Source organism: Pseudomonas abieticivorans, assembly GCF_023509015.1.
Classification (GTDB): Bacteria; Pseudomonadota; Gammaproteobacteria; order Pseudomonadales; family Pseudomonadaceae; genus Aquipseudomonas; species Aquipseudomonas abieticivorans.
The window spans coordinates 1,215,187-1,238,525 of the sequence record NZ_CP094975.1; the positions used below are offsets into that span (position 1 = coordinate 1,215,187).

24 protein-coding genes, 1 tRNA gene and 1 pseudogene are annotated in these 23,339 nt (G+C 59.6%); 3 read left to right on the forward strand and 23 right to left on the reverse strand.

What is annotated here, in order from left to right; genetic code table 11:
* Positions 1-8: 8 nt before the first annotated feature.
* The 3 genes and pseudogenes from cydB to cydP form a co-directional block, all read right to left on the reverse strand.
* Positions 9-1,151, reverse strand: a complete 1,143-nt coding sequence (cydB, locus tag L9B60_RS05400) for a cytochrome d ubiquinol oxidase subunit II (RefSeq protein ID WP_249677006.1) — start codon at positions 1,149-1,151, stop codon at positions 9-11.
* Positions 1,151-2,741, reverse strand: a pseudogene (locus L9B60_RS05405) (cytochrome ubiquinol oxidase subunit I). The gene cydB and the pseudogene L9B60_RS05405 overlap by 1 nt, the downstream one beginning before the upstream one ends.
* Positions 2,738-2,935, reverse strand: a complete 198-nt coding sequence (gene cydP, locus L9B60_RS05410) for a cytochrome oxidase putative small subunit CydP (protein WP_249677008.1) — start codon at positions 2,933-2,935, stop codon at positions 2,738-2,740. The pseudogene L9B60_RS05405 and the gene cydP overlap by 4 nt, the downstream one beginning before the upstream one ends.
* Before the next feature lie 218 nt (positions 2,936-3,153).
* On the opposite strand from cydP, the gene L9B60_RS05415 reads away from it, so the two are divergent.
* Entirely contained in the window at positions 3,154-5,358 is a 2,205-nt protein-coding gene (locus L9B60_RS05415) for a TonB-dependent receptor (RefSeq protein WP_249677011.1), read from the forward strand.
* Between the two features lie 139 nt (positions 5,359-5,497).
* Here L9B60_RS05415 and L9B60_RS05420 read toward each other — a convergent pair.
* The 18 genes from L9B60_RS05420 to L9B60_RS05505 form a co-directional block, all read right to left on the reverse strand.
* Positions 5,498-5,573: transfer RNA gene (locus L9B60_RS05420), tRNA-Lys, on the reverse strand.
* Between the two features lie 63 nt (positions 5,574-5,636).
* Positions 5,637-6,311: a 7-cyano-7-deazaguanine synthase QueC gene (queC, locus tag L9B60_RS05425; protein WP_249677013.1), complete on the reverse strand. Its 675-nt coding sequence runs from the start codon at positions 6,309-6,311 to the stop codon at positions 5,637-5,639.
* Between the two features lie 103 nt (positions 6,312-6,414).
* Positions 6,415-7,062 carry a 7-carboxy-7-deazaguanine synthase QueE gene (queE, locus tag L9B60_RS05430; protein ID WP_249677015.1) on the reverse strand — a complete coding sequence of 216 codons (648 nt, stop codon included), beginning with the start codon at positions 7,060-7,062 and terminating at the stop codon, positions 6,415-6,417.
* A gap of 163 nt (positions 7,063-7,225) precedes the next feature.
* The gene (gene ybgF / locus L9B60_RS05435; protein WP_249677017.1) at positions 7,226-8,047 is read right to left on the reverse strand and encodes a tol-pal system protein YbgF; all 822 of its coding nucleotides are present in this window, start codon (positions 8,045-8,047) and stop codon (positions 7,226-7,228) included.
* A gap of 6 nt (positions 8,048-8,053) precedes the next feature.
* Entirely contained in the window at positions 8,054-8,551 is a 498-nt protein-coding gene (gene pal, locus L9B60_RS05440; RefSeq protein ID WP_249677019.1) for a peptidoglycan-associated lipoprotein Pal, read from the reverse strand.
* Between the two features lie 52 nt (positions 8,552-8,603).
* A complete protein-coding gene (gene tolB, locus L9B60_RS05445; protein WP_249677021.1) occupies positions 8,604-9,905 on the reverse strand; it encodes a Tol-Pal system beta propeller repeat protein TolB in 1,302 nt (433 codons plus the stop codon).
* A complete protein-coding gene (gene tolA, locus L9B60_RS05450) occupies positions 9,902-10,981 on the reverse strand; it encodes a cell envelope integrity protein TolA (protein WP_249679666.1) in 1,080 nt (359 codons plus the stop codon). Before tolA ends, tolB begins: the two co-directional genes overlap by 4 nt.
* Complete coding sequence (gene tolR / locus L9B60_RS05455; RefSeq protein WP_249677024.1) at positions 10,978-11,430, reverse strand: protein TolR; 453 nt, start codon at positions 11,428-11,430, stop codon at positions 10,978-10,980. The genes tolA and tolR overlap by 4 nt, the downstream gene beginning before the upstream one ends.
* A gap of 13 nt (positions 11,431-11,443) precedes the next feature.
* Positions 11,444-12,139, reverse strand: coding sequence for a protein TolQ (gene tolQ, locus L9B60_RS05460; RefSeq protein WP_249677026.1), 696 nt, complete (start codon positions 12,137-12,139; stop codon positions 11,444-11,446).
* Positions 12,140-12,141: 2 nt separating this feature from the next.
* The gene (gene ybgC, locus L9B60_RS05465) at positions 12,142-12,597 is read right to left on the reverse strand and encodes a tol-pal system-associated acyl-CoA thioesterase (RefSeq protein ID WP_249677028.1); all 456 of its coding nucleotides are present in this window, start codon (positions 12,595-12,597) and stop codon (positions 12,142-12,144) included.
* Between the two features lie 145 nt (positions 12,598-12,742).
* Positions 12,743-13,789 (reverse strand): Holliday junction branch migration DNA helicase RuvB, encoded by a 1,047-nt coding sequence (gene ruvB / locus L9B60_RS05470; RefSeq protein WP_249677030.1) that lies wholly within the window; start codon positions 13,787-13,789, stop codon positions 12,743-12,745.
* Complete coding sequence (gene ruvA / locus L9B60_RS05475) at positions 13,790-14,398, reverse strand: Holliday junction branch migration protein RuvA (protein WP_249677031.1); 609 nt, start codon at positions 14,396-14,398, stop codon at positions 13,790-13,792.
* A 74-nt stretch (positions 14,399-14,472) separates the two neighbouring features.
* Positions 14,473-14,997, reverse strand: a complete 525-nt coding sequence (gene ruvC, locus L9B60_RS05480; protein ID WP_249677033.1) for a crossover junction endodeoxyribonuclease RuvC — start codon at positions 14,995-14,997, stop codon at positions 14,473-14,475.
* A 119-nt stretch (positions 14,998-15,116) separates the two neighbouring features.
* Entirely contained in the window at positions 15,117-15,863 is a 747-nt protein-coding gene (locus L9B60_RS05485) for a YebC/PmpR family DNA-binding transcriptional regulator (protein WP_249677035.1), read from the reverse strand.
* Between the two features lie 153 nt (positions 15,864-16,016).
* A complete protein-coding gene (gene aspS, locus L9B60_RS05490) occupies positions 16,017-17,792 on the reverse strand; it encodes an aspartate--tRNA ligase (RefSeq protein ID WP_249677037.1) in 1,776 nt (591 codons plus the stop codon).
* Between the two features lie 95 nt (positions 17,793-17,887).
* Positions 17,888-18,109: an FmdB family zinc ribbon protein gene (locus tag L9B60_RS05495; RefSeq protein WP_249679667.1), complete on the reverse strand. Its 222-nt coding sequence runs from the start codon at positions 18,107-18,109 to the stop codon at positions 17,888-17,890.
* Between the two features lie 168 nt (positions 18,110-18,277).
* The gene (locus L9B60_RS05500; RefSeq protein ID WP_249677040.1) at positions 18,278-18,598 is read right to left on the reverse strand and encodes a ribbon-helix-helix domain-containing protein; all 321 of its coding nucleotides are present in this window, start codon (positions 18,596-18,598) and stop codon (positions 18,278-18,280) included.
* 309 nt (positions 18,599-18,907) lie between these two features.
* On the reverse strand, positions 18,908-19,381 hold the full coding sequence (locus L9B60_RS05505) for a Dps family protein (protein ID WP_249677042.1): 474 nt from the start codon (positions 19,379-19,381) through the stop codon (positions 18,908-18,910).
* Between the two features lie 338 nt (positions 19,382-19,719).
* Between L9B60_RS05505 and L9B60_RS30455 the strand changes: the two genes are divergently transcribed.
* Entirely contained in the window at positions 19,720-20,325 is a 606-nt protein-coding gene (locus tag L9B60_RS30455; protein WP_283780569.1) for a cold-shock protein, read from the forward strand.
* Positions 20,326-20,378: 53 nt separating this feature from the next.
* Here L9B60_RS30455 and L9B60_RS05515 read toward each other — a convergent pair whose 3' ends face one another.
* Together L9B60_RS05515 and L9B60_RS05520 are read right to left on the reverse strand one after the other, a co-directional pair.
* Positions 20,379-20,585 carry a SlyX family protein gene (locus tag L9B60_RS05515; protein WP_249677044.1) on the reverse strand — a complete coding sequence of 69 codons (207 nt, stop codon included), beginning with the start codon at positions 20,583-20,585 and terminating at the stop codon, positions 20,379-20,381.
* On the reverse strand, positions 20,582-21,013 hold the full coding sequence (locus tag L9B60_RS05520; protein WP_249677047.1) for an HIT domain-containing protein: 432 nt from the start codon (positions 21,011-21,013) through the stop codon (positions 20,582-20,584). The genes L9B60_RS05515 and L9B60_RS05520 overlap by 4 nt, the downstream gene beginning before the upstream one ends.
* Before the next feature lie 948 nt (positions 21,014-21,961).
* On the opposite strand from L9B60_RS05520, the gene L9B60_RS05525 reads away from it, so the two are divergent.
* Complete coding sequence (locus L9B60_RS05525; RefSeq protein WP_249677048.1) at positions 21,962-23,317, forward strand: OprD family porin; 1,356 nt, start codon at positions 21,962-21,964, stop codon at positions 23,315-23,317.
* The last annotated feature ends 22 nt before the right edge of the window (positions 23,318-23,339 follow it).

Here is a 23,339-nt window from a genome sequence, read left to right on the forward strand (position 1 = left end):
GTGACTCCTCAGTAAAGGCTGTGAGTGTTGCTGTCGATGTGCGCGGTGGTGACCTTGCCCCACATTTTGGCGTAGCACCACAGCGTGTAGCAGAGAATCAGCGGCACGAAAATCGTTGCCGCCACCAGCATGATGATCAGCGTGGTGCGGCTCGACACCGCGTCCCACACGGTCAGGCTGGACGCCGGGTCCAGGCTTGAGGGCATCACGAAGGGGAACAGCGCGAACCCCGCCGTGCACAAGGTGCCGACGATCGCCAGGCTGCTGCCCAGGAAGGCAATGCGCGGGGCGCGGCAACTGGCCGCGAGCAATGCCAGCAGGCCACCCAGCAAGCCCAATACTGGAGCTATGGCGGTGAGTGGGTGCAGCACATAGTTGCCCAGCCAACCGGGGTTGCCGGCACTCACCGTCTTGGCCAGCGGGTTCAGCGCCACGCCTGGGTCCAAGCTTGAGGTGATCACCAAGCCCTGAATGCCACCCAACACCAGCCACGCACCGGCACCGGCGAAGGCCACCACGTAGGCCAACGCCAATACTTGCGAAGCGTGGCGGGAACGGCTGGCGATCGCGCCCTCGGTGCGCATCATTAGCCAGGTGCCGCCATGCAAAGCGAGCATGCTCAGGCTCACCAACCCGGCCAACAGGCCGAAGGGGCTGAGCAATTGCCAGAACGAGCCGTGGTAGGTGCTGCGCAAGCTGTCATCGAACTCGAACGGCAAGCCCAGCAACAGGTTGCCGAACGCCACGCCAAACACCAATGACGGCACCAGTGCCCCCACGAACAACGCCCAGTCCCAGCTTTGCCGCCAGCGCGTGTTGCTCAACTTACTGCGGTAATCGAAGCCCACCGGCCGCACGAACAGCGCAAACAGCACCAGCAGCAAGGCCCCGTACAAACCTGAGAACGCCGCCGCATACACCAACGGCCACGCGGCGAACAAAGCGCCACCGGCAGTGATCAACCACACCTGGTTGCCATCCCAATGGGGGGCGATGGTATTGATCACCACCCGCCGCTCGGTGTCATTGCGGCCCACGAACGGCATCAGCGCCGCGGCCCCCAGGTCAAAACCATCGGTCAGGGCGAACCCGATCAGCAACACCCCCACCAGCACCCACCAGATCAACTTGAGGCTTTCATAATCCAACATCAGTGCGCTCCTTGAAGCAGGGCAGTCGGGGCTTGGGCGGTATCGCGCTCGAAGTGGTAGCGGCCGGTGTGCAAGCTGCTGGGGCCAAGCCTGGCGAACTTGATCATCAGGTACATCTCGATCACCAGCAGTACGCTGTAGAACGCCACCAAGGCCAGCAATGACGCCCAGATATCGCTGGCCGCAAGGCTGGACACCGACAGGTGCGTGGGCAGCACTTCACCGATCGACCAGGGCTGGCGACCGTGCTCGGCCACGTACCAACCGGTCTGGGTCGCCACCCACGGCAGCGGCAGGCTGAACAGCGCAAACTTGAGCAACCAGGGTTTGCTGGTTTCGTTCTTGCGGGCCGAGGCCCAGAACGCACACACAAACAGCACCAGCATCAAAAAGCCGCTGAGCACCATCAAACGGAACGTCCAGAAAATCGACGCCACGCCCGGGATCGAATCCAACGCTGCCTGCTTGATCTGCGCCTCGCTGGCATCGGTGACATGCTCGGTGTACTTTTTGAGCAGCAAGCCGTAGCCCAGGTCTTTCTTGACCTGGTTGAAGGCCTGCACGGTGGCATCGTCATGCTCACCACCGCGCAACTTGGCCAGTAGCCCGTAAGCGACACATGCCATTGCGGATGCGGCCTTCGTGCTCGGCCACCAGGTCCTTGATGCCAGTGACCTGGGTGTCCACCGAGCGAGTGGCGATGATGCCCATCAGATAGGGGATTTTCACCGCGTAGTCGGTGCGCTGTTCCGCCTGGTTGGGCAACCCGAACAGGGTGAACGCGGCTGGCGCAGCTTCGGTTTCCCACTCGGCTTCGATGGCGGCCAGCTTGGTCTTTTGCACATCGCCGATCTCGTAGCCGGACTCATCGCCCAACACGATTACCGACAGCACCGACGCCAGGCCAAATGCCGCGGCAATCGCAAACGAGCGGCGGGCAAAACCGACATCGCGGCCCTTGAGCAGATACCAGCTGGAGATGGCCAGGATGAATACCGCGCCGGTCACGTACCCGGCGGCCACGGTGTGCACGAACTTGACCTGGGCCACTGGGTTGAACAGCAATTCGCTGAAACTGGTCAGCTCCATGCGCATGGTGGTGAAGTTAAACTGCGCGCCAACCGGGTTCTGCATCCAACCGTTGGCGATCAGAATCCACAACGCCGACATGTTCGAGCCGATCGCCACCAGCCAGGTCACGCCCAAGTGCTGCAGGCGCGACAGGCGGTCCCAGCCAAAGAAGAACAGGCCGATAAAGGTCGATTCCAGAAAGAACGCCATCAATCCTTCGATGGCCAACGGCGCGCCAAAAATGTCACCCACGTAGTGGCTGTAGTACGCCCAGTTGGTACCGAACTGGAACTCCATGGTCAGCCCGGTGGTAACGCCCAAGGCAAAGTTGATGCCGAACAGCTTGCCCCAGAACCGGGTCATGTCCTTGTATACCTGCTTGCCGGTCATCACATAGACCGACTCCATGATGGCCAACAAAAACGTCAGGCCAATGGTCAGGGGCACGAACAGAAAGTGATACAACGCCGTCATGGCAAACTGCAGCCGAGACAGGTCGACGACTGATTCGGAAATCATTTCGGGCTCTTCTCAAGAGGTACGGTGGGGGTGCCCAGCACGTGCTGGCCAATGTTCGAGCCGTCATCCTTGAGGCTTGCCGCCGGGTCGAACCATACCAGGCGGATCCCCACCAACAGCACCAGCTTGATCAGCAGGATCAGGGCGATCTCTTTGGCCAGCGGTTTTTTAAGAAAGTCGAAATGGCCGGGCATGAGCGCTTCTCGGTGGGGATGCGCAATGGTCGGCTTGGGCGGGCTGGCAGCTATTGATCTGAGTCAATTTTCGATGATGGCGCTGGTGTGGCAAAGAGCCACATGGCAGCCTTTGAATGCGTCGCAAAGCTTAATGCAAATGCGAATTTGTTTAATTTACATTTTGTTACACTTACACTATCTTCCGCGTCCCGTTTCTCCCCTTCTGCGGAAATTCAATGTCCACCTTCACCCCATCACGCCTGCACATCGCCCTGTTTTGCGCGGCGGCCAGTGTTTCCCTGATGCCTGTGGCGCACGCCGCCGACAGTGCTGTTTCCAGTAGTTCGGGCATCACCTTGCCATCGACGGCAGTGGACGCCATCGCCGAGCCAAAGACTCAAACCAAGGAATTGCCGTCCTACAAGCTGACGGCACCGCTGATCGACACCCCCCGCTCCATCACGGTGATCCCGCAGGAAGTGATCAAGAAAAGTGGCGCCACCACCTTTACCGACGCCCTGCGGACGGTGCCAGGCATCACCTTTTTGGGGGGTGACGCGGCGGCCAATCCATCGGCTGACCGCCCAGTGATTCGTGGTTTCGAATCGCGCAACTCGATTTTCGTCGACGGCATGCGCGACACCGGCGTGCAGAACCGCGAAACCTTCGATGTCGAGAACATCAGCGTGATCAAGGGGCCAGACTCAGTGTATGCAGGCCGCGGGGCGGTGGGTGGCAGTATCGACATCCAAACCAAGACGCCGAAACTGGAAGACTCCCTGGATGCCAGCGTGGGCATGGGTACTGATTCCTACAAACGCACTACCCTGGACGTGAACCGGGTCATCGACGACAACACCGCGTTCCGTCTCAACGTAATGGGCCACGACGCTGATCAACCGGGCCGTACCGACGTGTTCAGCAAGCGTTGGGGCATCGCCCCGTCGATCGCGTTCGGCCTGGGCGAGCCGACCACGGTCACGCTCAGTTATTACCACCTGTCCACCGACGACATGCCGGACTTCAGCGTGCCGTTCCATGCCGCAGGTGGCACCCCGGCATCGGAAATCAGCCGCTCGCAGTTCTACGGGCTGAAGGACCGGGACTACCGCCGAGGCCAGACCGACACCGGCCAAGTACGCATAGAACACGAGCTGGATGACAACTGGAAGGTGAAGAACACCACCACCTACGGCCGATCGACCCTGGATTACATCGCCACCAACCCACAGTTCCTCAACGCCACGTCCAACGTGCTGCAACTGCAGGCCAAAAGCGGCAAGTACGCCACCAACACCGTGGCCAACCAGACCGAACTGACAGGGCAAACCGCGCTGTTCGGCCTGGACAACACCGTGACCACCGGCATCGAACTGAGCCACGAAAAGAGCCAGTACGAGGGCTACCTGGTCACCGACAGCACCGGCAAGAACATCCGCACCGGCGGTTCCTGCACGGTGGTAGGCAACTGCACCACCATCGGTGACTGGGACCCCGGCATGGATTGGACTGGCAGCTCCACCCTGAACGGCGACGCGTTCCCGGGCAAACCGACCTATACCACCACCAACACCGCATCGGCCTACGCCTTTGACAGCCTGAAGCTGTCAGAGCAGTGGTTGCTCAACAGCGGCGTGCGCCTGGACTACTACAACATCCAGGCCGAACAGTCGGGCGCCGCCGACCTGGAAAACATCGCCAACCTGTTCAGCTACCAGGTCGGCCTGGTCTACAAGCCCATCACCAACCTGAGCCTGTACACCTCTTACGGCACCTCGGCCAACCCGCCCGGCGCCAACGGCGGCCTGGGTGGCGGCACCGATCAACTGACCGCGACCAACAGCGACCTGTCCCCCGAGCGCAGCCGCAACATCGAGGCAGGCGCCAAGTGGGACGTGCTGGACAGCCGCCTGTCGCTAACCTCGGCGGTGTTCCAGACCGATAAAACCAACGCCCGCGTCAGCGACGGCCTGGGCGGCATCATCAACGCCGGCTCCCAGCGCGTGCGCGGCGTGGAGTTGGGTGCTGCGGGCGACCTGACCAGTAACTGGCGCGTGTTCGGCGGCTACTCCTACCTGGACGCCGTCACCACCGATGCCGGCGCAGCCAACGCCTCGGCCTCTGGCCTGCCGATGGTCATGGTGCCCAAGCACAACCTGACCCTGTGGACCTACTACGACATCACCCCGAAATGGACCGTGGGCACCGGCATGAAAGCCTCGAGCCTGACCTACGCTTCAGTCACCGCCACCACCCGCAAATGGACCCCGGGCTACTCGGAGTTCGACGCCATGACGTCGTACAAAATCTCCCAGTCGATGGACGTGCAGTTGAATTTGAAGAACCTGTTTGATCGCAAGTATTTTGCTTCGGCGTATCCGATTTATGCGACGTGGGCTGAGGGGCGTTCGGCGCAGGTGACGTTGAATTTCCATTACTGATTAGGCGGTGATGAAAAAGCCACTCGGTTGAGTGGCTTTTTTGTGGGTCTAGACTTGGAAGTCCATGATAATTCTTTATCTGCAGACGAAAAAAAGCCGGATCGCACTATGTGCTCTCCGGCTTTTTTCTTACTGCATATGGTGGGTCGTGTGGGATTCGAACCTACGACCAATTGGTTAAAAGCCAACTGCTCTACCAACTGAGCTAACGACCCGCTTCGTTGTGGTGCGTATAATACTGATTTTTAACAGGAATTCAACACCCTGAATGAAAAAAATCAGAAATAACGGGTTGGGTCGCTCACACCGGCCGCGGCAAAGCCTTCGGCACGCAGGCGGCAGCTGTCACATTTGCCACAGGCACGGCCTTCGTCGTCGGCCTGGTAGCACGACACGGTTTGGCTGTAGTCCACGCCCAGGCGCACGCCAGCCTTGACGATGTCGGCCTTGCTGAGCATTTGCAGCGGGGCCTGGATGGTGAAGCCCTGGCCTTCCACGCCGGCTTTGGTGGCCAGGTTGGCCATGCGCTCGAAGGCTTCGACGAACTCGGGGCGGCAGTCCGGGTAGCCGGAGTAGTCCACGGCGTTCACGCCGATGAAGATGTCGCGCGCACCCAATACTTCGGCCCAGCCCAGCGCCAAGGACAGGAACACGGTGTTGCGTGCAGGGACATAAGTGACAGGGATGCCTTCGCCCAGGGTTTCCGGTACGTCGATGCTGCTGTCGGTCAGGGCCGAGCCGCCGATGCCGTTCAGGTTCAGGCCGATCACCTTGTGCTCGACCACGTTACGCTCGCGGGCCACGCGGGCGGCGGCGTCGAGTTCAGCGCGGTGGCGCTGGCCGTAGTCGAAGCTCATGGTGTAGCAGCTGTAGCCATCGGCTTGGGCCATGGCCACCACGGTGGCCGAATCCAGGCCGCCGGACAGGAGGATGACTGCTCTTTTTTCGGTCATGTCGTTTGATCTCGATAGGGGGTGAGGCCTTCGCGGATAATTCCGCTCCTACGAGGGTTCGGTAGGAGCGGATTTATCCGCGAACCAGTCAACGCGGTTTCGGTCAGCGGCCCGGCTCGTCGTCCCAAAGGATTTTATGCAGCTGCATCTGCAAGCGCACGGGCAGGTTGTCGGCGACGATCCAGTCGGCCAGGTCGCGGGCGCTGAGTTGGTCTTTGCTGGGCGAAAACAGTACTTCGCCGGCACGCCGGTCGAGGCCGAACTGGATCAGCTTGGACACCGCCCAATCGTAGTCTTCCCGCGAGCACAGCACGAATTTGACCTGGTCGTTAGCGGTCAACAGCTCGATGTTTTCGTAGCGGTTGCGGTGCGCTTCCAGGGAGCCTGGTGTTTTCAGGTCCAGTACGCGGCTGGCGCGGGCGTCGACCTTGGAGATGTCCAGGGCGCCGCTGGTTTCCACGGACACTTCGTAGCCGGCATCCAGCAGGCGCTGGATCAACGGGATGGCATTGGGCTGGGCCAGCGGCTCGCCGCCGGTGACGCACACGTAGCGCGGACGGAATTCGGCCACTTGCTCAAGCAAGGAGTCCAGGGTGCGAAGCGTGCCGCCACTGAAGGCGTAGGCGCTGTCGCAATATTGGCAGCGCAATGGGCAGCCGGTAAGGCGAACAAAAACTGTCGGCAAGCCGGCGGTGCGAGTCTCACCCTGCAACGAGTAGAAGACTTCGGTGATACGTAATGTGTCTTGCATAGGGTCCACGGGCATGACAGCTAAACAGGCTGACCGCCTCCGTTGGGCACTTCAGGGAACCCGCAAACACGGTGTTCCAAAAAGCGTATTCGAATAAAAGGGCGACAATTCTAACGAAAAAACCCGCGACAAGCGCGGGTTTCTTGAGCCTGGCAGTGCTGCCTTACATTTTTTGCAAGTCGCGCTGTGCCAGTTGAGCTGCCGAGGTACCCGGGTATTGGGTCACGACTTGCTGCAAGATGCCTTTGACCTTGTCGGTATGGCCCAGGCGACGCTCTACATCAGCCAGCTTGTAGAGTGAATCCGGAACCTTGGCATGCTTGGGGTACAGCTGGCTGACTTTGGCGAACGCTTGCCCGGCGCCTTGCAGGTCACCCTTGGCCAGGTTCACTTCACCCAACCAGTACTGGGCGTTACCCGCGTATTGGCTGTTGGGATATTTGCGCAGGAAGGCGGTGAAGGCCTGGCTGGCTTTGTCGAAGTCTTTCGCCTTGATCAGGTCGAAAGCGGCATCGTAGTACAGTTTTTCCTTGGCCGGATCACCCGGCTCGCTGCTGGCCGCCGGCGCTTGCGCGGCTGGGGCAGAAGGCGTACCTGCGGCATTTACATCGCCACTGGCTGGAGAATTCTCGGTAGGCGCGGCGGCCGCAGGGGCGGTGCCAGCTCCGATACGACGGTCGAGATCCTGATAACGCTCCAGACCTTGCTGTTTAAGCTGCTGGATATCGTTTTGCTGGACTTCAACCTGACCGCGCAAACGCGCGATGTCTTCCTGCATTTGCTGCAGCTGCATGAACAGCTCGCCCTGTGCCGAGACGGGAGCCGAAGCGCCCCCCCCGGCATAGGCGCCGTTCGTGCCGTAACCCGCAGGCGGATAACTGCTGCCGTTATTCACGGCGTTGTTATCGACCACAGGAACCTCAGCCCATGCCACGAGTGGCAGGGTGAGAGCCAGAATAGTTACTACACGACGGCACGTTCGCATGACGAATTACTTACGCAGTTCGACGCGACGGTTTTGAGCCCAGGACTGCTCGTCGTTGCCGGTAGCAACTGGACGCTCTTCGCCGTAGGAAACGATTTCCAGCTGTGCAGGCGAAACGCCTTGCAGAACCAGGTAGCGCTGAACGGCTTTAGCACGACGCTCGCCCAGAGCCATGTTGTACTCACGAGTACCACGTTCGTCGGTGTTGCCTTCCAGTACGACGCGAGCGCCGTTGGCTTTCAGGTCTTTAGCGTGAACATCCAGAGCGCGCATGGCTTCTGGCTTCAGGTCCGAGCTGTCGTATTCGAAGTAGAAGGTGGTGATTGCGCGCAGAGCAGCTTCTTCGCTCAGGCTGCCATCAACGGCACCGGTGTTAGCGCCGTAACCAGCGTTAGGGTCAACAGCGCCTTGACCTGCGTTGTCGCCGCCTTTCGAGGAGCAACCTACAGCTACAGCCATGGCCAGAGCCAGCGCAGCAAACTTACCAAACTTCAGCATTTCCATCGTGAAACTCCTAATGAACCCCAGTGTGTTAAGTACAACGTATAGCGCCGCGTCAGTTCAGGTAAGGGGACCAGGACGGTTCTCTGACTTCGCCTTGAGCGGTAGGAAGCGGGAGCCTCACGCGGCCGTTTAGCGACACGAGCATCAAGACTCCCCGGCCCTGCTGGCGGGTGGCGTAGATTACCATGGTGCCGTTGGGCGCAACAGTAGGCGACTCATCAAGACTTGAATCAGTTAGGATCTTTACACTGCCGCGTTCAAGATCTTGTGCGGCCACCTTGAAGTTGGTGAAGCCATCTTGACGGTGGATCATCACCAGGGTCTTTTCATCGGCCGACAATTTAGGGTTGGCGTTGTAGTTACCGATGAAGGTTACACGCTCGGCATTGCCACCGTTCACGCTGGTTTTGTAGATCTGTGGTTTGCCGCCACGGTCAGACGTGAAGTAGATGGTGGAACCGTCTTTACCCCAGAACGGTTCGGTGTCGATGGCCGGGCTGTTGGTCACGCGGGTCAATTGTCGCGAGGCCAGGTTCATCACGTAGATCTCCGGGTTGCCGTCCTTGGACAGCACGAATGCCAGGCGGGTGCCGTCCGGCGAGAACGCCGGCGCGCCGTTCAGGCCTTCGAAGTTGGTGATCTGCTCACGGCGACCGGTGTCGATGTTCTGGATGAAGATGCGCGGACGCTTCTGCTCGAACGACACGTAGGCAATGCGCTTGGCATCTGGTGCATAACGCGGCGACAGGATCGGCTCGCGCGATTGCAGCAGGGTAACCGCGCGCGCACCGTCGTAGTCCGAACGCTGCAGGGTGTAGCGGGTGTTGTTGGTGCTGAAGCGCTCGGCCGTTACATAAAGGAGGCGAGTGGAGAAAGCGCCCTTGATGCCGGTGAGTTTTTCAAACGACTGGTCGGCGATGTAGTGCGACATGTCGCGCAGTTGATCGACGCTACCCGACACGCTGCCGGTCAAGACCGGCTGCTGGGTGTTGACGTTCAGCAGTGCGTATTGCACCTGCAGGCGGCCACCGCTAGGCGTGATGCTACCAACCATCACGTATTGGGCACCGAGTGCCTGCCAATCGCGCCACACCACTTCGCTGGCCTGGGAAGGCGAGCTGATCATGTTCTGCTTGTCGATCGGCGAGTAGTAGCCGGAGTTGCGCAGGTCGTTGCCGATGATCAGTGCCATGTCTTCGGGCAGCACGGAGCCGCCCTGCAAGCCAAACGGCACGACTGCGATTGGGGTTGCCCGGTCGCTGCCGCTGGTGACCAGGATGTTCTTTTCATCTGCCTGCGCAATGGCTGTAAAGCAGCACAGCGCGACCAGCAGTCCTCGAAGAAGGTTAATCACAAGGCTAGGTCCTCAGGTGTAAATGTCATCTTGAATGAGCGATAGGGGTTGAAATCAGCTGGCTTCAAACCCTGCATTTCCGTTAACCGACCAATGTTCTTGACGGCGGCCATGGCCGAGGCATCGAAAGGTCCATCACCGCTGGACTTGGCGACACTCACATTCGTAACGGTGCCATCGGGCAACATGTTGATCTGCAGCACCACAGTCATGTTCTTGCGAGCTGAAGGTGGACGCGCCCAGCCTTCGGCTGCGCGGGAACGGATCAGGTCGTCGAAATCGCCTGCGGTTTGATCACCCTTCTCGTCCGCCAAAGCCTGTTGACGCTCGGGCTTGTCGGAGAGCAGGTCGGCCAGTGCCTGCGCCTTCTTGTCTTCCAGTGCCTTGCGTGCCGCGTCCTGGGACTTCTTCTTGGCAGCATCGGCAGCAGCGGCTTTTTTCGCGTCTTCGGCGGCTTTCTTTTTCGCCTCTTGCGCGATTTCAGCTTTCTTGGCGTCGTCCGCGACTTTCTTCTTCGCGTCTTCGGCGGCTTTCTTGGCGTCGGCAGCCGCTTTTTTGGCGTCTTCCTCAGCTTTTTCCTTCGCGTCTTCCTCGGCCTTTTTCTTCGCTATGTCGGCCTGCTCGGCTTTTTTGGCGTCGGCGGCTTTCTTGGCGTCGTCGGCTTTTTTCGCGTCGTCGGCCTTTTTGGCTTCTTGCTCGGCCTTCTTGGCGTCGTCAGCCTTTTTGGCTTCCTGGGCCTTTTGAGCGGTTTCCTCTTTCTTTTGTTCCGCAGCCTTCTCGGCTTCTTCCTGCTTCTCCTGCTCGACCTTTTTCTGTTCCATCTGCTCGACTTCGGTCTGGCGCGCGGCGGTCTTCTTCGCCTCCCCGGCAATCTTCTGATTGGTCTGGGTGGTGGCCTGGCTTTTCGATTTGAGCTGGTACAGGGTCGCCTGGACGATCGGCTTGGCCGGCGGCAGGTCTGGAGCAAAGGCAAAGCTGACGAACAGCATGCCAAAGATCAGGACGTGCAAAGCAACGGCCCAGACACTGGGCCAGAAGTAGCTTTCCGAGGCGGAGGGCTCTCGTTGTCGCATCAGGGCGCCTCGGTGATCAAGCCAACGTTACCGACACCCGCCTTTTGCAACCCGCCCATGGCACCCATCACGGCACCGTAGTCCACGGTCTTGTCGCCGCGGATGAACACCTGGGTGCGCTTGCCGCCTTCGTTGCCGGCACGGATGATCTTGGTCACCGCATCGGTCATCTGCGGCAGGGTCATGGCGCGGTCTTGCTGCTTGTCGGTGTCGACTTCGCTGCCAAGGTTCCAGTAGTAGGTCTTGTCAGCCTTGATCGAAATGGTCAGGACCTGAGTGTTGTTGTCCTGCGGCAAGGCTTCGCTGGAAACCTTGGGCAGGTCGACTTTCACGCCCTGGTTGAGCATCGGTGCGGTCACCATGAAGATAACCAGCAGTACCAACATCACGTCGATGTAAGGCACCACGTTCATCTCGGCGACCGGCTTGCGTTTGTGGCGAACTCGGGCCATGGGGTTTACCTGCTCACTCTTCGCTGGTGTGCACTTTACGGTGCAAAATGGCCTGGAACTCGTCAGCGAACGTGTAGTAACGGCTGATCAAGGTTTCGCTGCGAGCGGTGAAACGGTTGTACGCGATAACCGCCGGGATCGCCGCGAACAGGCCGATGGCGGTGGCCACCAGTGCTTCGGAAATACCAGGGGCAACGGTGGCCAGGGTGGCTTGCTGGGCAGTCGCCAGGCCGCGGAAGGAGTTCATGATGCCCCACACGGTACCGAACAGGCCGATGTAGGGGCTGACCGAACCGACGGTGGCGAGAAACGGCAGGCTTTGCTCCAGCTTCTCTTCTTCACGCGAGACGGCAACGCGCATGGCACGGCCCACGCCTTCCATGACCGCGTCCGGGTCCACGCCCGGTTGCTGGCGCAGACGGGAGAATTCCTTGAAGCCGGCACGGAACACTTGTTCCACGCCCGAATCCGGGTCCGGGTTGCTGCCTGCCTGGCGGTACAGCTTGGACAGGTCGATGCCCGACCAGAAGCGCTCTTCGAAAGCCTCCAGGGCACGGCGGCCAGCGCGAATCATGGTGCTGCGCTGAAAAATCATGACCCACGATGTCACCGATGCAGCAATCAGAATCAGCATCACCAGCTGTACGACGATACTGGCATTGCTGACCAAGCTCCACATGGAGGAATGGTCGACGGCGTTAGCTTCCACGCTTAATCTCCTGCTATTGAGTGTGTACCCGGGCCGCTTGCGTCGGCGAAGGCCGCCCGCAAGGCTTCTGGGATGGCCCGGGGTTTGAAATTATCGGCGCGCACGCAGGCCACCAAAAACTGCCCTTCGCAGAGCAGCACATCATCCGCTACCCGCCTGACCTGCTGTTTGAAGCGCAGGCTGGCACGGTTCAATTCAATTACTTGCGCACTGACCGACAACTCGTCGTCCAGGCGCGCCGGCACGTGGTAACGCGCCTCACTGGAGTGCACGACGAACAACAGGTTCTCATGCACCAGAGCCGACTGGACAAAGCCCAGCGCCCGCAGCCTTTCGGTGCGAGCCCGCTCCATGAACTTGAGGTAATTGACGTAGTAAACGACGCCGCCGGCATCGGTGTCCTCGTAATAGACGCGACAGCGATGTGCGAACGGCCCAACCCCATTTTGCGCGCGCATACTCTAGTGCTTACTCCTCAGGTTGCCAATCCGCCCAGGCAACTGTTTTTGCATGGTTTTTGTCACTTTTTACGCCGTCACCGAACTTGATCTGCCCTGTGACCACAAAAACCCCGAATAAATCAGCCACATGCTGGCTTTTTAATCACTTCCCGACAGATCGCCCGCGGCCATTGTCGCCCAGGCGGCCCGGGATGTTCAAGCCAAAGTGCAGGTAGGCATGGCGCGTGACCACCCGCCCCCGCGGTGTGCGCATGATATAGCCTTGCTGGATCAGATAGGGTTCCAGTACGTCCTCGATGGTGTGCCGCTCTTCACTGATGGCCGCAGCCAGGCTGTCGACGCCCACCGGGCCTCCGTCGAACTTCTCGATCATGGTCAACAACAGGCGCCGGTCGGAGTGGTCGAAACCGCGCTCGTCGACGTCCAGCAGGTTCAGCGCAAGGTCGGCGATGGGCTTGGTGATGTGGCCCTTGCCACGCACTTCGGCAAAATCGCGCACCCGACGCAACAGGCGGTTGGCGATACGCGGCGTACCGCGTGCACGACGAGCGATTTCGAAGGCGCCTTCGTCTTCGATCGGCAAGCCCAGAATGCCGGCCGAACGGATGACGATGGTCGCCAAATCCGCCGTGCTGTAGAACTCCAGGCGCTGGACGATACCGAAGCGATCACGCAGCGGGTTGGTGAGCATGCCAGCCCGGGTGGTGGCACCGACCAGGGTGAACGGCGGCAGGTCGAGCTTGATGGAGCGGGCGGCCGGGCCTTCGCCGATCATGATGTCCAGCTGGAAGTCTTCCATGGCCGGGTACAGCACTTCCTCGACGATGGGCGACAGGCGATGAATCTCATCGATGAACAGCACATCGTGCGGCTCAAGGTTGGTCAGCATCGCCGCCAGGTCGCCGGGGCGTTCCAGCACCGGGCCCGAGGTGCTCTTGATCGACACGCCCATTTCCTGGGCGATGATGTTGGCCAGGGTGGTTTTGCCCAGCCCCGGCGGGCCGAAGATCAGGGTGTGGTCCAGGGATTCGCTGCGCCCGCGGGCGGCCTGGATGAACAACTCCATCTGTTCGCGCACCGTGGGCTGGCCGATGTAATCGGCCAGGCTCAACGGGCGAATCGCGCGGTCTTGCTGCTCTTCGCGGTCGCGCCCGGTGGTGGCGGCAATCAGTCGGTCGGCTTCAATCACTTAAATCATTCCCTTCAGGGCTCGGCGAATCAAATCTTCACTGCTCAGGCCCTTGGCATTGATCGCGCCGACGGCCTTGCTTGCTTCCTGGGGCTTGTAGCCCAGGGAAATCAGTGCACTGACCGCGTCGTTCTCGGCGGTCGCCACCGGTGGCGCGGTGTTCGGCCCGGTCGGCATCAGTTCAAACATGCTCGGCGCCGCTTCCCACGACTTGAAGCGGTCCTTGAGCTCGACCAGCAAGCGCTCGGCGGTTTTCTTGCCAACGCCTGGCACCTTGACCAGGGCCGAGGTGTCCTGGGCCGCCACGCAGCGCACCAGTTCGTCTACTTCCAGGCTGGACATCAACGCCAGGGCCAGTTTCGGGCCCACGCCATTGAGGCGGATCAGCTCTCGGAAGAACTCGCGCTCACGCCGTTCGAAGAAGCCGTAGAGTAACTGAGCATCCTCACGCACGACCAAGTGGGTGTGCAAGGTGACCGGCTGCCCGACCGGCGGCAAACGATACAGCGTGGTCATGGGCACTTCCAGCTCATAGCCCAGGCCGTTGACATCCAGAATCAGGTGCGGCGGCTGCTTCTCAGCCAGGGTACCGCGCAAGCGTCCAATCACGTTCAGATCCTTTATCGCCATAAAAGCAGGTCTGAGCCGACCTGCCAGTAAAAAAGTATTAGCCCATGATGCTATCAGAGTCGCAGGCGCCCGCCCCGACTACGCGCTGTCGTCAGCCCATGTGGGATCAGGCTGGAACGGGTGTGGGCATGCGTGAGGGCAATCGCCAAGGCGTCGGAGGCGTCGATCTGCGGCTTTTGCGTAAGCTTGAGCAAGTGCATGACCATCATCTGTACCTGCTCTTTGTTGGCACCACCGGTGCCGACCACCGCCTGCTTGACCTGGGTGGCACTGTACTCGGCAATCTCCAACCCCTCTTCCGCGGCCGCGACGATGGCCGCACCACGGGCCTGGCCGAGCTTGAGCGCAGAGTCGGCGTTGCGTGCCATGAACACCCGCTCGATGCCCATGGTCACCGGCTTGTAGGTCTGGATGACCTCGCGCACGCCGCGAAACACGATTTGCAGGCGATCGTGCAACTCGCCCGCGCCGGTGCGGATACAACCAGACGCCACGTACTCGCAGCCACGGCCGGTATCGCGAACGATGCCGTAACCGGTGATCCGGGAGCCTGGGTCGATCCCAAGAATAAGCGTCATAAATCGTGTTGCTCGCTAAGGGCGCATCTGCACGCCCGCTGAATGGCAGAAGCCGAAGCCGGTGGGCTGCATCATCGCAACCTACCGGCTTCGGCTTCAAGCGTGAAACAGGCAATGGGTCAGCCGAGCTGCTCCATCACCTCCTGCGGGATATCGGCGTTGGAGTAGACGTTTTGCACGTCGTCCAGGTCTTCGAGCATGTCGATCAGCTTGAGGACTTTTTCCGCACCTTCAAGGTCCAGTTCGGCGCTGGTGGTCGGCAACATCACGATCTCGGCGTCGCTGGCCTTGAAACCGGCCGCCTCCAGGGCATTGCCTACCGCATAAAAGCCGGCAAACGAGGTAAACACGTCGATCGAGCCGTCTTCGTTGGTGACCACGTCATCGGCATCGGCCTCCATGGCCGCTTCCATCAGCGCGTCTTCGTCCACGCCCGGGGCGAAAGAGATTTGGCCCTTGCGCTCGAACAGGTACGCCACCGAACCATCGGTGCCCAGGTTGCCGCCACACTTGCTGAACGCATGGCGCACGGCTGCGGCGGTACGGTTGCGGTTGTCGGTCATGCACTCGACCATGACCGCCACGCCACCCGGGCCATAGCCTTCGTAGCTGAGCTCTTCAACGTCATCGCTGCCGGCAGCGCCAGTACCACGCGCCACCGCACGGTCGATGATGTCACGGCTCATGTTGGCGCCCAGCGCCTTGTCCAGGGCCAGACGCAGCCGTGGGTTGGAGCCTGGATCACCGCCGCCGGCACGGGCGGCGACGGTCAGTTCACGAATCCACTTGGTGAAGATCTTGCCGCGCTTGGCATCCTGACGTTCTTTGCGGTGCTTGATGTTCGCCCACTTGGAATGACCCGCCATAACTAACTCCGTCGTTCTTTTTTTCAGACATTTGCGGTAACTGGTTTGCGGATAAATCCGCTCCTACGGGGTGTGCTGTTGTAGGAGCGGATTTATCCGCGAACCAGGCGCCGCAACAAAAAGCGCATCCTGGGATGCGCTCTTGTTCAGCCCTTACTCAGCCTTTGGCTGTTCGCGCAGGCGAATGTGCAGCTCACGCAACGCCTTGGCGTCGACCAGGCCCGGTGCCTGGGTCATGACGCAGGCCGCGCTCTGGGTTTTCGGGAACGCGATCACTTCGCGGATCGACTGGGCGCCGGTCATCAGCATCACCAGGCGGTCCAGGCCGAAAGCCAGGCCACCGTGGGGTGGTGCGCCGTATTTCAGGGCGTCGAGCAGGAAGCCGAACTTCTCTTCTTGTTCGGCTTCGCTGATACCCAGCAGGCGGAACACGGCTTGCTGCATTTCCTTGCGGTGGATACGGATCGAACCACCACCGAGCTCAGTGCCGTTCAGGACCATGTCGTAGGCGCGCGACAAAGCGGTGGCCGGGTTGGCGGCCAGTTCTTCAGGCGAGCACTTGGGCGCGGTGAACGGGTGGTGCAAGGCGGTGAAGCTGCCGTCGTCGTTCTCTTCGAACATCGGGAAGTCGACGACCCACATTGGCGCCCACTCACTGGTCAACAGACTCAGGTCGTTACCGACCTTGATGCGCAGGGCACCCAGGGCTTCGCTGACGATCTTGGCCTTGTCGGCGCCAAAGAACACGATGTCGCCGTCGACTGCGCCAACGCGATCCAGGATCACGTTCAGGTTGGCTTCGGGGATGTTCTTGACGATTGGCGATTGCAGGCCTTCGACGCCCTTGGCGCGTTCGTTGACCTTGATGTACGCCAGGCCACGGGCACCGTAGATGCCGACGAACTTGGTGTAGTCGTCGATCTTGCTGCGCGGCATGCTCGCCCCGCCGGGTACGCGCAAGGCGGCCACGCGGCTTTTAGGGTCGTTGGCCGGGCCGCTGAACACCTTGAACTCAACTTCTTTGAGTTGGTCGGCAACGTCCACCAGTTCCAGCGGGTTACGCAGGTCTGGTTTGTCGGAGCCGTAACGGCGCATGGCCTCTTCCCAGGTCATGTGCGGGAATTCACCGAATTCCAGACCCAGCACTTCCTTGAACAGGTTGCGGATCATGCCTTCGGTCAGGCCCATGATGTCTTCCTCGTTGAGGAAGCTGGTCTCGATGTCGATCTGAGTGAACTCAGGCTGACGGTCGGCACGCAGGTCTTCATCGCGAAAGCACTTGGCGATCTGGTAGTAACGGTCGAAACCGGCCACCATCAGCAGTTGCTTGAACAGCTGCGGCGATTGCGGCAGGGCGAAGAAGCTACCGGCGTGGGTACGGCTTGGCACCAGGTAGTCACGCGCGCCTTCAGGGGTGGCACGGGTGAGGATCGGCGTCTCGACGTCCAGGAAGCCATTTTCGTCCAGGTAGCGACGGATGCTGGTGGTCATGCGCGAACGCAGGCGCAGCTTCTCGGCCATTTCTGGGCGACGCAGGTCGATGAAGCGATAGCGCAGGCGAGTCTCTTCGCCCACGTCGGAATATTCGTTGAGCGGGAACGGCGGGGTTTCGGCTTCGTTCAGCACTTCCAACTCGTAGCCCAGCACTTCGATGGCGCCCGAGGCCATGTTGGCGTTGCCGGCACCGGCCGGACGCAGGCGCACCTTGCCGGTCACCTTGACCACATATTCGCTGCGCACGCGGTCGGCGGCGGCGAAGGAGTCGGCGCGATCCGGGTCGAAGACCACTTGGGCCAGGCCTTCACGGTCGCGGATGTCAAGGAAGATCACCCCGCCGTGATCGCGGCGGCGGTGGACCCAACCGCACAGGGTGACTTCCTGGCCTTCCAGGCTCTCGTTCAGTTGGCCGCAATAATGGCTGCGCATCATGATAGTCGTTCGCTTCTCGTCATTCGTCGTTCGTTGGAGGCCTTGCCAGGCTCGGTGACCTTATATAGTGCAAGACCCTGCGGGTGCGGTTCAACTCAATCGGCTTTGTCGCCGCCCGCCAGATTCTTTTTGCTGCCGGTCTTGAAGTCGGTTTCGTACCAGCCGGTGCCACTCAGGCGAAAACCCGGCATGGAGAGCATTTTTTTCAGCTCCGGCGCCTGGCAGGCTGGGCAGTCCGTCAAAGGCGGCGCACTGATTTTCTGAATGGCTTCCATTTGGTGACCGCAGGAGGCGCATTGATAGTCATACATCGGCATGGGAGTGTCTCGGCAACCAATTAACCACAGCGCGGGCCAGGCCACGCAGTAAAGAGCGGGATTATATCCGGTTAATGGATGCTGTGCAGCCGTGGCGCGGCACCGATTGCACCGGCGGCAGCAGAACCCCGACCCAGGGCTCGCCCACCGTCGGCACCGTCGCTGCTGCTATAAGCGCTCCAGCAGGTGTACCACGCACACCACGCGGATCAGCCCGCTGAAATTCTTCACGCCACCATGGCGCAGGTGAACCTCGCGATCAATATAGGACAGGATCGCGTTTACCGAACATTCGTTGATTTTGGCGATGCGCTCCAGAATCCGCCAGTACACCTGCTCTAGCCGCAGGCAAGTGGCAAAACCATTGAGCCGCACCGATTTGGAAAGCGGCTGGGCGAGGCCCATGTTGAAATCCTCAACAAAAGGATCCACCTTGATCGCGCCGTACTTGGCCAGCGATCGATGGGAGCAAACAACTTCCTTGGTCATGATCAGGCTTCCTTTCAAGTGCTCCACGGGCATAGATGCCGGCAGAGACAATAATGCCGAAAGCCTATAAAACCTTAACCACCCCACTGTTAACCAGCAGAACACTTCCCTATTGACGTAGGACCTAACGCCAAACAGCCAGCGATAGTAAATACCGTCGTTAAAACACTTCAATGGGGTACTTTGGAAGATTTAACACCCGGCTCTTGTAGCCTCGGGGTGATATTCTTTTATCACAATATAGCCCTTAAGTTGCAGGGGCCGGGAGGCGCCCTGCCCATTGCAGGCAAGGCGCTGAACTGCAGGGGCTTATTTGCCTTCCAGCAACGAGCGCAGCATCCACGCGGTTTTCTCGTGGGCCTGCATACGCTGGGTCAACAGGTCAGCGGTGGGCTCATCGCTGACTTTATCCAGCAACGGGAACAGACCGCGCGCGGTACGGGTGACCGCTTCCTGGCCTTCGACCAGTTGCTTGATCATGTCGTCGGACGCCGGCACGCCTTCTTCTTCCTTGATAGAAGACAAGCGCGCGTAGATCGAATAGGCACCTGGCGCCGGGAAACCCAGCGCACGAATACGTTCGGCGATCGAATCGACGGCCAGGGCCAGTTCGTTGTACTGCTCTTCGAACATCAGGTGCAGGGTGCGGAAAGCCGGCCCGGTGACGTTCCAGTGAAAGTTATGGGTTTTCAGATAAAGAATGTAGGTGTCCGCCAACAAGTGCGACAGACCGTCCGCGATCGACTTACGATCTTGTGCACTAATACCGATATCAATAGCCATCTAACTCTCCATTAAATGATGGTGTAGCCAAGCGTTACCGGCCCACTTTAGCAAGAGTATTAGCCGTACGCAGCCTTTGTCGCACCGCCGCCATGCGGCAGATCCGCGCAAATCCACGCGCGGCGCCCCCCGACACACCCTGCATGACACCGCTCACCGCGCTGATTTGAGTCGCTAACGGCTTTGCTGTTAAATAGCCGTGTGTCGTCCGCGCCGTTTACCGTGGCGGTGGGCGCATAGGCTGAACCGACCACGTGACCGGTGCTTCATTTTATTGTCGAAGCGCACCGTGGGAAATCAGCTCTTCCTTGTGATCCGTCTGAATGTGAGCCAATAAAATGTTGAAGATTGTCCATCTGTTAACGGGCGCGGCAGCCTTGCTGCTGTCCTTTATACCCAGCCTGCGAGCCGAAGCGACTCCCTACCTGCAACAACCCGACGCCGTTTACCTGGCGTTCTTCGGCCTGCTCAACCTGATCCTTGCCCCGGTCATCCCGTACTGGAACAAAGGTCCTCGTCACCAATTGCAAAACCTGGTCAGCGCCCTGCTGGTACTGGCCGTCATCCTGCAAGTCCTCGCGTTGCTGGCACCTTTGCCAGTGGTGGCCGGCCAGCCGACCATCCTGCTCAGCCTTGCTTGCGCCGTGATCGCGGTGCTGCTGCACCTGGCCGTGAGCTTTTATCGCTCCTCACCAACCAGCGCTCCGTCGGCGTCCTACGACATGAGCAACCGCGATACCGGCACCGTGAAGTGGTTCAACACCTCCAAGGGCTTCGGTTTCATCTCGCGCGATTCGGGTGACGATATCTTCGTTCACTTCCGCGCCATCCGCGGCGAAGGCCATCGCGTACTGGTCGAAGGCCAGCGCGTGGAGTTCTCGGTGATGAACCGCGACAAAGGCCTGCAGGCCGAAGACGTGATCGCAGCCTCCCCCCGCCGCTGATCAGCGCCCACAAAAAAACCCGCGAAGACCTCGCGGGTTTTTTTATGCCTTCATTAATAATGAGGCGGCGGCGCTTCTTCTTCGCTGCTTTCGAATTGCCCGACCATTTCTTCATGGCGTTTGAGCAAGGCGGCCATCTGCAGTTGCAGCCGCTCAACCACGCGCTGCTGTTGCACCAACACGTCGTTCAACGCCTGGATGGTGTCATCCTGAAAGGCCTGGCGAGTTTCCAGCTCCATCACACGCGCTTCCAGACTCATGACGCCACCTGCGCCAACACGAGGCCAACGGGCAACGCACTTTTAAACTTATCCAGCAGCCTTGAAAGTTGCTCTGCCGTGTAAGGCTTTGCCGGATGTTTACCCCATACCGGTGCCGGCCATGCCGCGTCGTCGCGATACCGCACAATCACGTGCATGTGCAACTGACTGACTACATTACCCAGCGCAGCGACATTAAGTTTGTCGGCGACGAAAGCACTTTTTAGGCTTGCCGACAGCGCGGTAGTTTCCTGCCACAGTTGAAGTTGGTCCTTGTCACTGAGCTGAAACACCTCACTGATATCCTCGATACGAGGCACCAGGATAAACCAGGGGTAGTTGCAATCATTGGATAACAGCAGCCGGCTCAACGGGAAATCCCCGATGACCACAGTGTCTTGCGCCAGGCGCGAATCTAAAGAAAACACGGTGATTTCTCCGAGCGTTCGTGAATTTTTCGTTAAGCCGCAAGCACAGGCAGCGGCCCACAGGCCCACAGGATACCCGGCTTCGCCTAAGGGATCACGGGGAATGGAATTTGGGCATCGACCTTACTGGAATCGGCACAGCAATCGGCTCGATTTTGGTGCTCGACGCACCAACAGGTTTCAACCTGCCACTGCGCTGCCAATTTTGCGTCCAAATGTGAAAAGTTCGTTAGCTACCTTTCTAACCGGCCCGCTGCAAAAATCTACAAGGCCCCGCCAAACCTGTCTTGCAGGGCAGATTTGCCAAACGTCGGGGCTCGGCTACCCTCTGTGGGCCGAACGCTACTTTTCGCACCAAAAAGGAACATTGTGAGTAATGTCAGTGCGCCAGCCATGCGTGAACTTCCCACTTTTCAGGGAAGCCGGTAACGCTTTGCAAAAAACGTTTGCGCCAGCCCGAATGCCGGGCGGCCGTCAAGCAAGGATTGTGGGGCGGCCGAAGGCCCGATTTCATGAGGCGTAGCGCGCACAAACGCAAAAAAGTGAAAATTTTGTCATCGCGTGGCACGTTTGAGCACGCTTGTTGCATTCATACACATCCAAGTCAGCCGGCGCTTGCGGGACGTGAGTGACAGGCGACAAATAACAACAGTTGCATGGACGTACCATGGAGTTTTCACTGCAGGAGCTTAGAACGTTTCTACCTATGCTCAAGCCTTCGAAAACAGCGCTGTAGTTGTACAGCCCGTAAAATCGGGCTGTGATTTGCGACATGGACGAAACTTTTTGCGACAGGGCCGTAAAGAAGCAGAAAGGTTGAGCTTGCAAGTATCGCCATTACAGTCTGCGTGATATAAGTTTGCGCCGACACAAAAAGAAAGAGCCGCCCAGATAATAAATCAGGTGGGACGGCAGTACTCTTCCTAAAAACCAAAGGAGCAAATCACGATGAAAGTGATTAAGTGGAGCGCAATCGCACTGGCAGTCACCGCGGCATCGTCGCAACTGGCAACCGCAGCAGCCTTCGTCAGCGATCAGGCAGACTCCAAGGGCTTTGTCGAAGACAGCACCCTGAACCTGCTGCTTCGCAACTACTACTTCAACCGTAACAAGAAGGACGGCGCGGCTGACGACAAAGACTGGAGCCAAGGCATCCAGGGCGTGTACAGCTCGGGCTTCACCCAAGGCACCATCGGGGTCGGTGTTGATGCATTCGGTTACCTGGGCTTGAAACTGGACGGCGGCGCAGGCAGCTCCGGTTCCAACAACCTGACCACCGAAACCATCCAGAACGACGATGGCACCACCAGCCCAGGCGCGAACCACGACAGCTACAGCAAGGCCGGCGCTGCGATCAAGTTCCGCATCTCCAAGACCATGCTGAAAATCGGCGACCAGCAGCCAAGCACAGCCCCTGTGTTTGCCGTCGGCGGTTCCCGCCTGACCCCGCAAACCGTCAGCGGCATCAGCCTGATGAGCAGCGAAGTCAAAAACCTGGACCTGGAAGGCGGTCACTTCTACTCCGGTACCGGCCCGAACACCACCAACCGTGATGGCGACCTGTGGGCTACCTATGCCGGCATCCCGACCAAGACGGCTGACTATGCCGGTGGCAAGTACGCGTTCAACGATAACTTCACAGCTTCCCTGTATGGCGCCAAGCTGGAAGACATCTGGAACCAGTACTACACCAACCTGAACTACGTGTTGCCGCTGGCCACCGATCAGTCGCTGACCTTCGACTTCAACTACTACCGCACCACTGACACCGGCGCTTCGAACGCTGGCGCCATCGACAACAATACCTTCTCGCTGTCGGCGGCCTACTCGTTCCTGGCTGCACACACCGTGACCGTCGCGTTCCAGAAAGTGAACGGCGACACGCCATTCGACTACATCGGTGTGGGTGACAAGAACAACGGCGGCGACTCGATTTTCCTCGCCAACTCCATTCAGTACTCTGACTTCAACGGCCCAGGCGAGAAATCGTTCCAGGCTCGTTATGACCTGAACATGGCGACCTTCGGCGTGCCGGGCCTCAGCTTCATGGCTCGCTACGCACACGGTGACGGCATCGACGGCACCAAAATGGCTGCCGATAGCCCATACCGTGCATACGGTTACGGTGAAGATGGCAAGCACCACGAAACCAACGTCGAGGCTAAATACGTCGTACAGGAAGGCCCAGCCAAAGACCTGTCCTTCCGTATTCGCCAAGCATGGCACCGTGGCAATGCTGACCAGGCCGAAGGCAACATCGACGAGTTCCGCCTGATCGTCGACTACCCTCTGTCGATCCTGTAATCACAGGGCACTCGCCAGCGGT

Bases quoted from the DNA above. Each gene is read 5' to 3' on its own strand.
- ybgF (WP_249677017.1), bottom strand. From the start codon at position 8,047: ATGCGAACGTGCCGTCGTGTAGTAACTATTCTGGCTCTCACCCTGCCA.
- L9B60_RS05500 (WP_249677040.1), bottom strand. From the start codon at position 18,598: ATGACCAAGGAAGTTGTTTGCTCCCATCGATCGCTGGCCAAGTACGGC.
- L9B60_RS05415 (WP_249677011.1), top strand. From the start codon at position 3,154: ATGTCCACCTTCACCCCATCACGCCTGCACATCGCCCTGTTTTGCGCG.
- tolR (WP_249677024.1), bottom strand. From the start codon at position 11,430: ATGGCCCGAGTTCGCCACAAACGCAAGCCGGTCGCCGAGATGAACGTG.
- L9B60_RS30455 (WP_283780569.1), top strand. From the start codon at position 19,720: ATGTTGAAGATTGTCCATCTGTTAACGGGCGCGGCAGCCTTGCTGCTG.
- L9B60_RS05485 (WP_249677035.1), bottom strand. From the start codon at position 15,863: ATGGCGGGTCATTCCAAGTGGGCGAACATCAAGCACCGCAAAGAACGT.
- queE (WP_249677015.1), bottom strand. From the start codon at position 7,062: ATGCAAGACACATTACGTATCACCGAAGTCTTCTACTCGTTGCAGGGT.
- L9B60_RS05505 (WP_249677042.1), bottom strand. From the start codon at position 19,381: ATGGCTATTGATATCGGTATTAGTGCACAAGATCGTAAGTCGATCGCG.
- L9B60_RS05525 (WP_249677048.1), top strand. From the start codon at position 21,962: ATGAAAGTGATTAAGTGGAGCGCAATCGCACTGGCAGTCACCGCGGCA.
- ybgC (WP_249677028.1), bottom strand. From the start codon at position 12,597: ATGCGCGCGCAAAATGGGGTTGGGCCGTTCGCACATCGCTGTCGCGTC.
- ruvC (WP_249677033.1), bottom strand. From the start codon at position 14,997: ATGACGCTTATTCTTGGGATCGACCCAGGCTCCCGGATCACCGGTTAC.
- queC (WP_249677013.1), bottom strand. From the start codon at position 6,311: ATGACCGAAAAAAGAGCAGTCATCCTCCTGTCCGGCGGCCTGGATTCG.
- cydB (WP_249677006.1), bottom strand. From the start codon at position 1,151: ATGTTGGATTATGAAAGCCTCAAGTTGATCTGGTGGGTGCTGGTGGGG.
- pal (WP_249677019.1), bottom strand. From the start codon at position 8,551: ATGGAAATGCTGAAGTTTGGTAAGTTTGCTGCGCTGGCTCTGGCCATG.
- aspS (WP_249677037.1), bottom strand. From the start codon at position 17,792: ATGATGCGCAGCCATTATTGCGGCCAACTGAACGAGAGCCTGGAAGGC.
- L9B60_RS05495 (WP_249679667.1), bottom strand. From the start codon at position 18,109: ATGCCGATGTATGACTATCAATGCGCCTCCTGCGGTCACCAAATGGAA.
- cydP (WP_249677008.1), bottom strand. From the start codon at position 2,935: ATGCCCGGCCATTTCGACTTTCTTAAAAAACCGCTGGCCAAAGAGATC.
- L9B60_RS05515 (WP_249677044.1), bottom strand. From the start codon at position 20,585: ATGAGTCTGGAAGCGCGTGTGATGGAGCTGGAAACTCGCCAGGCCTTT.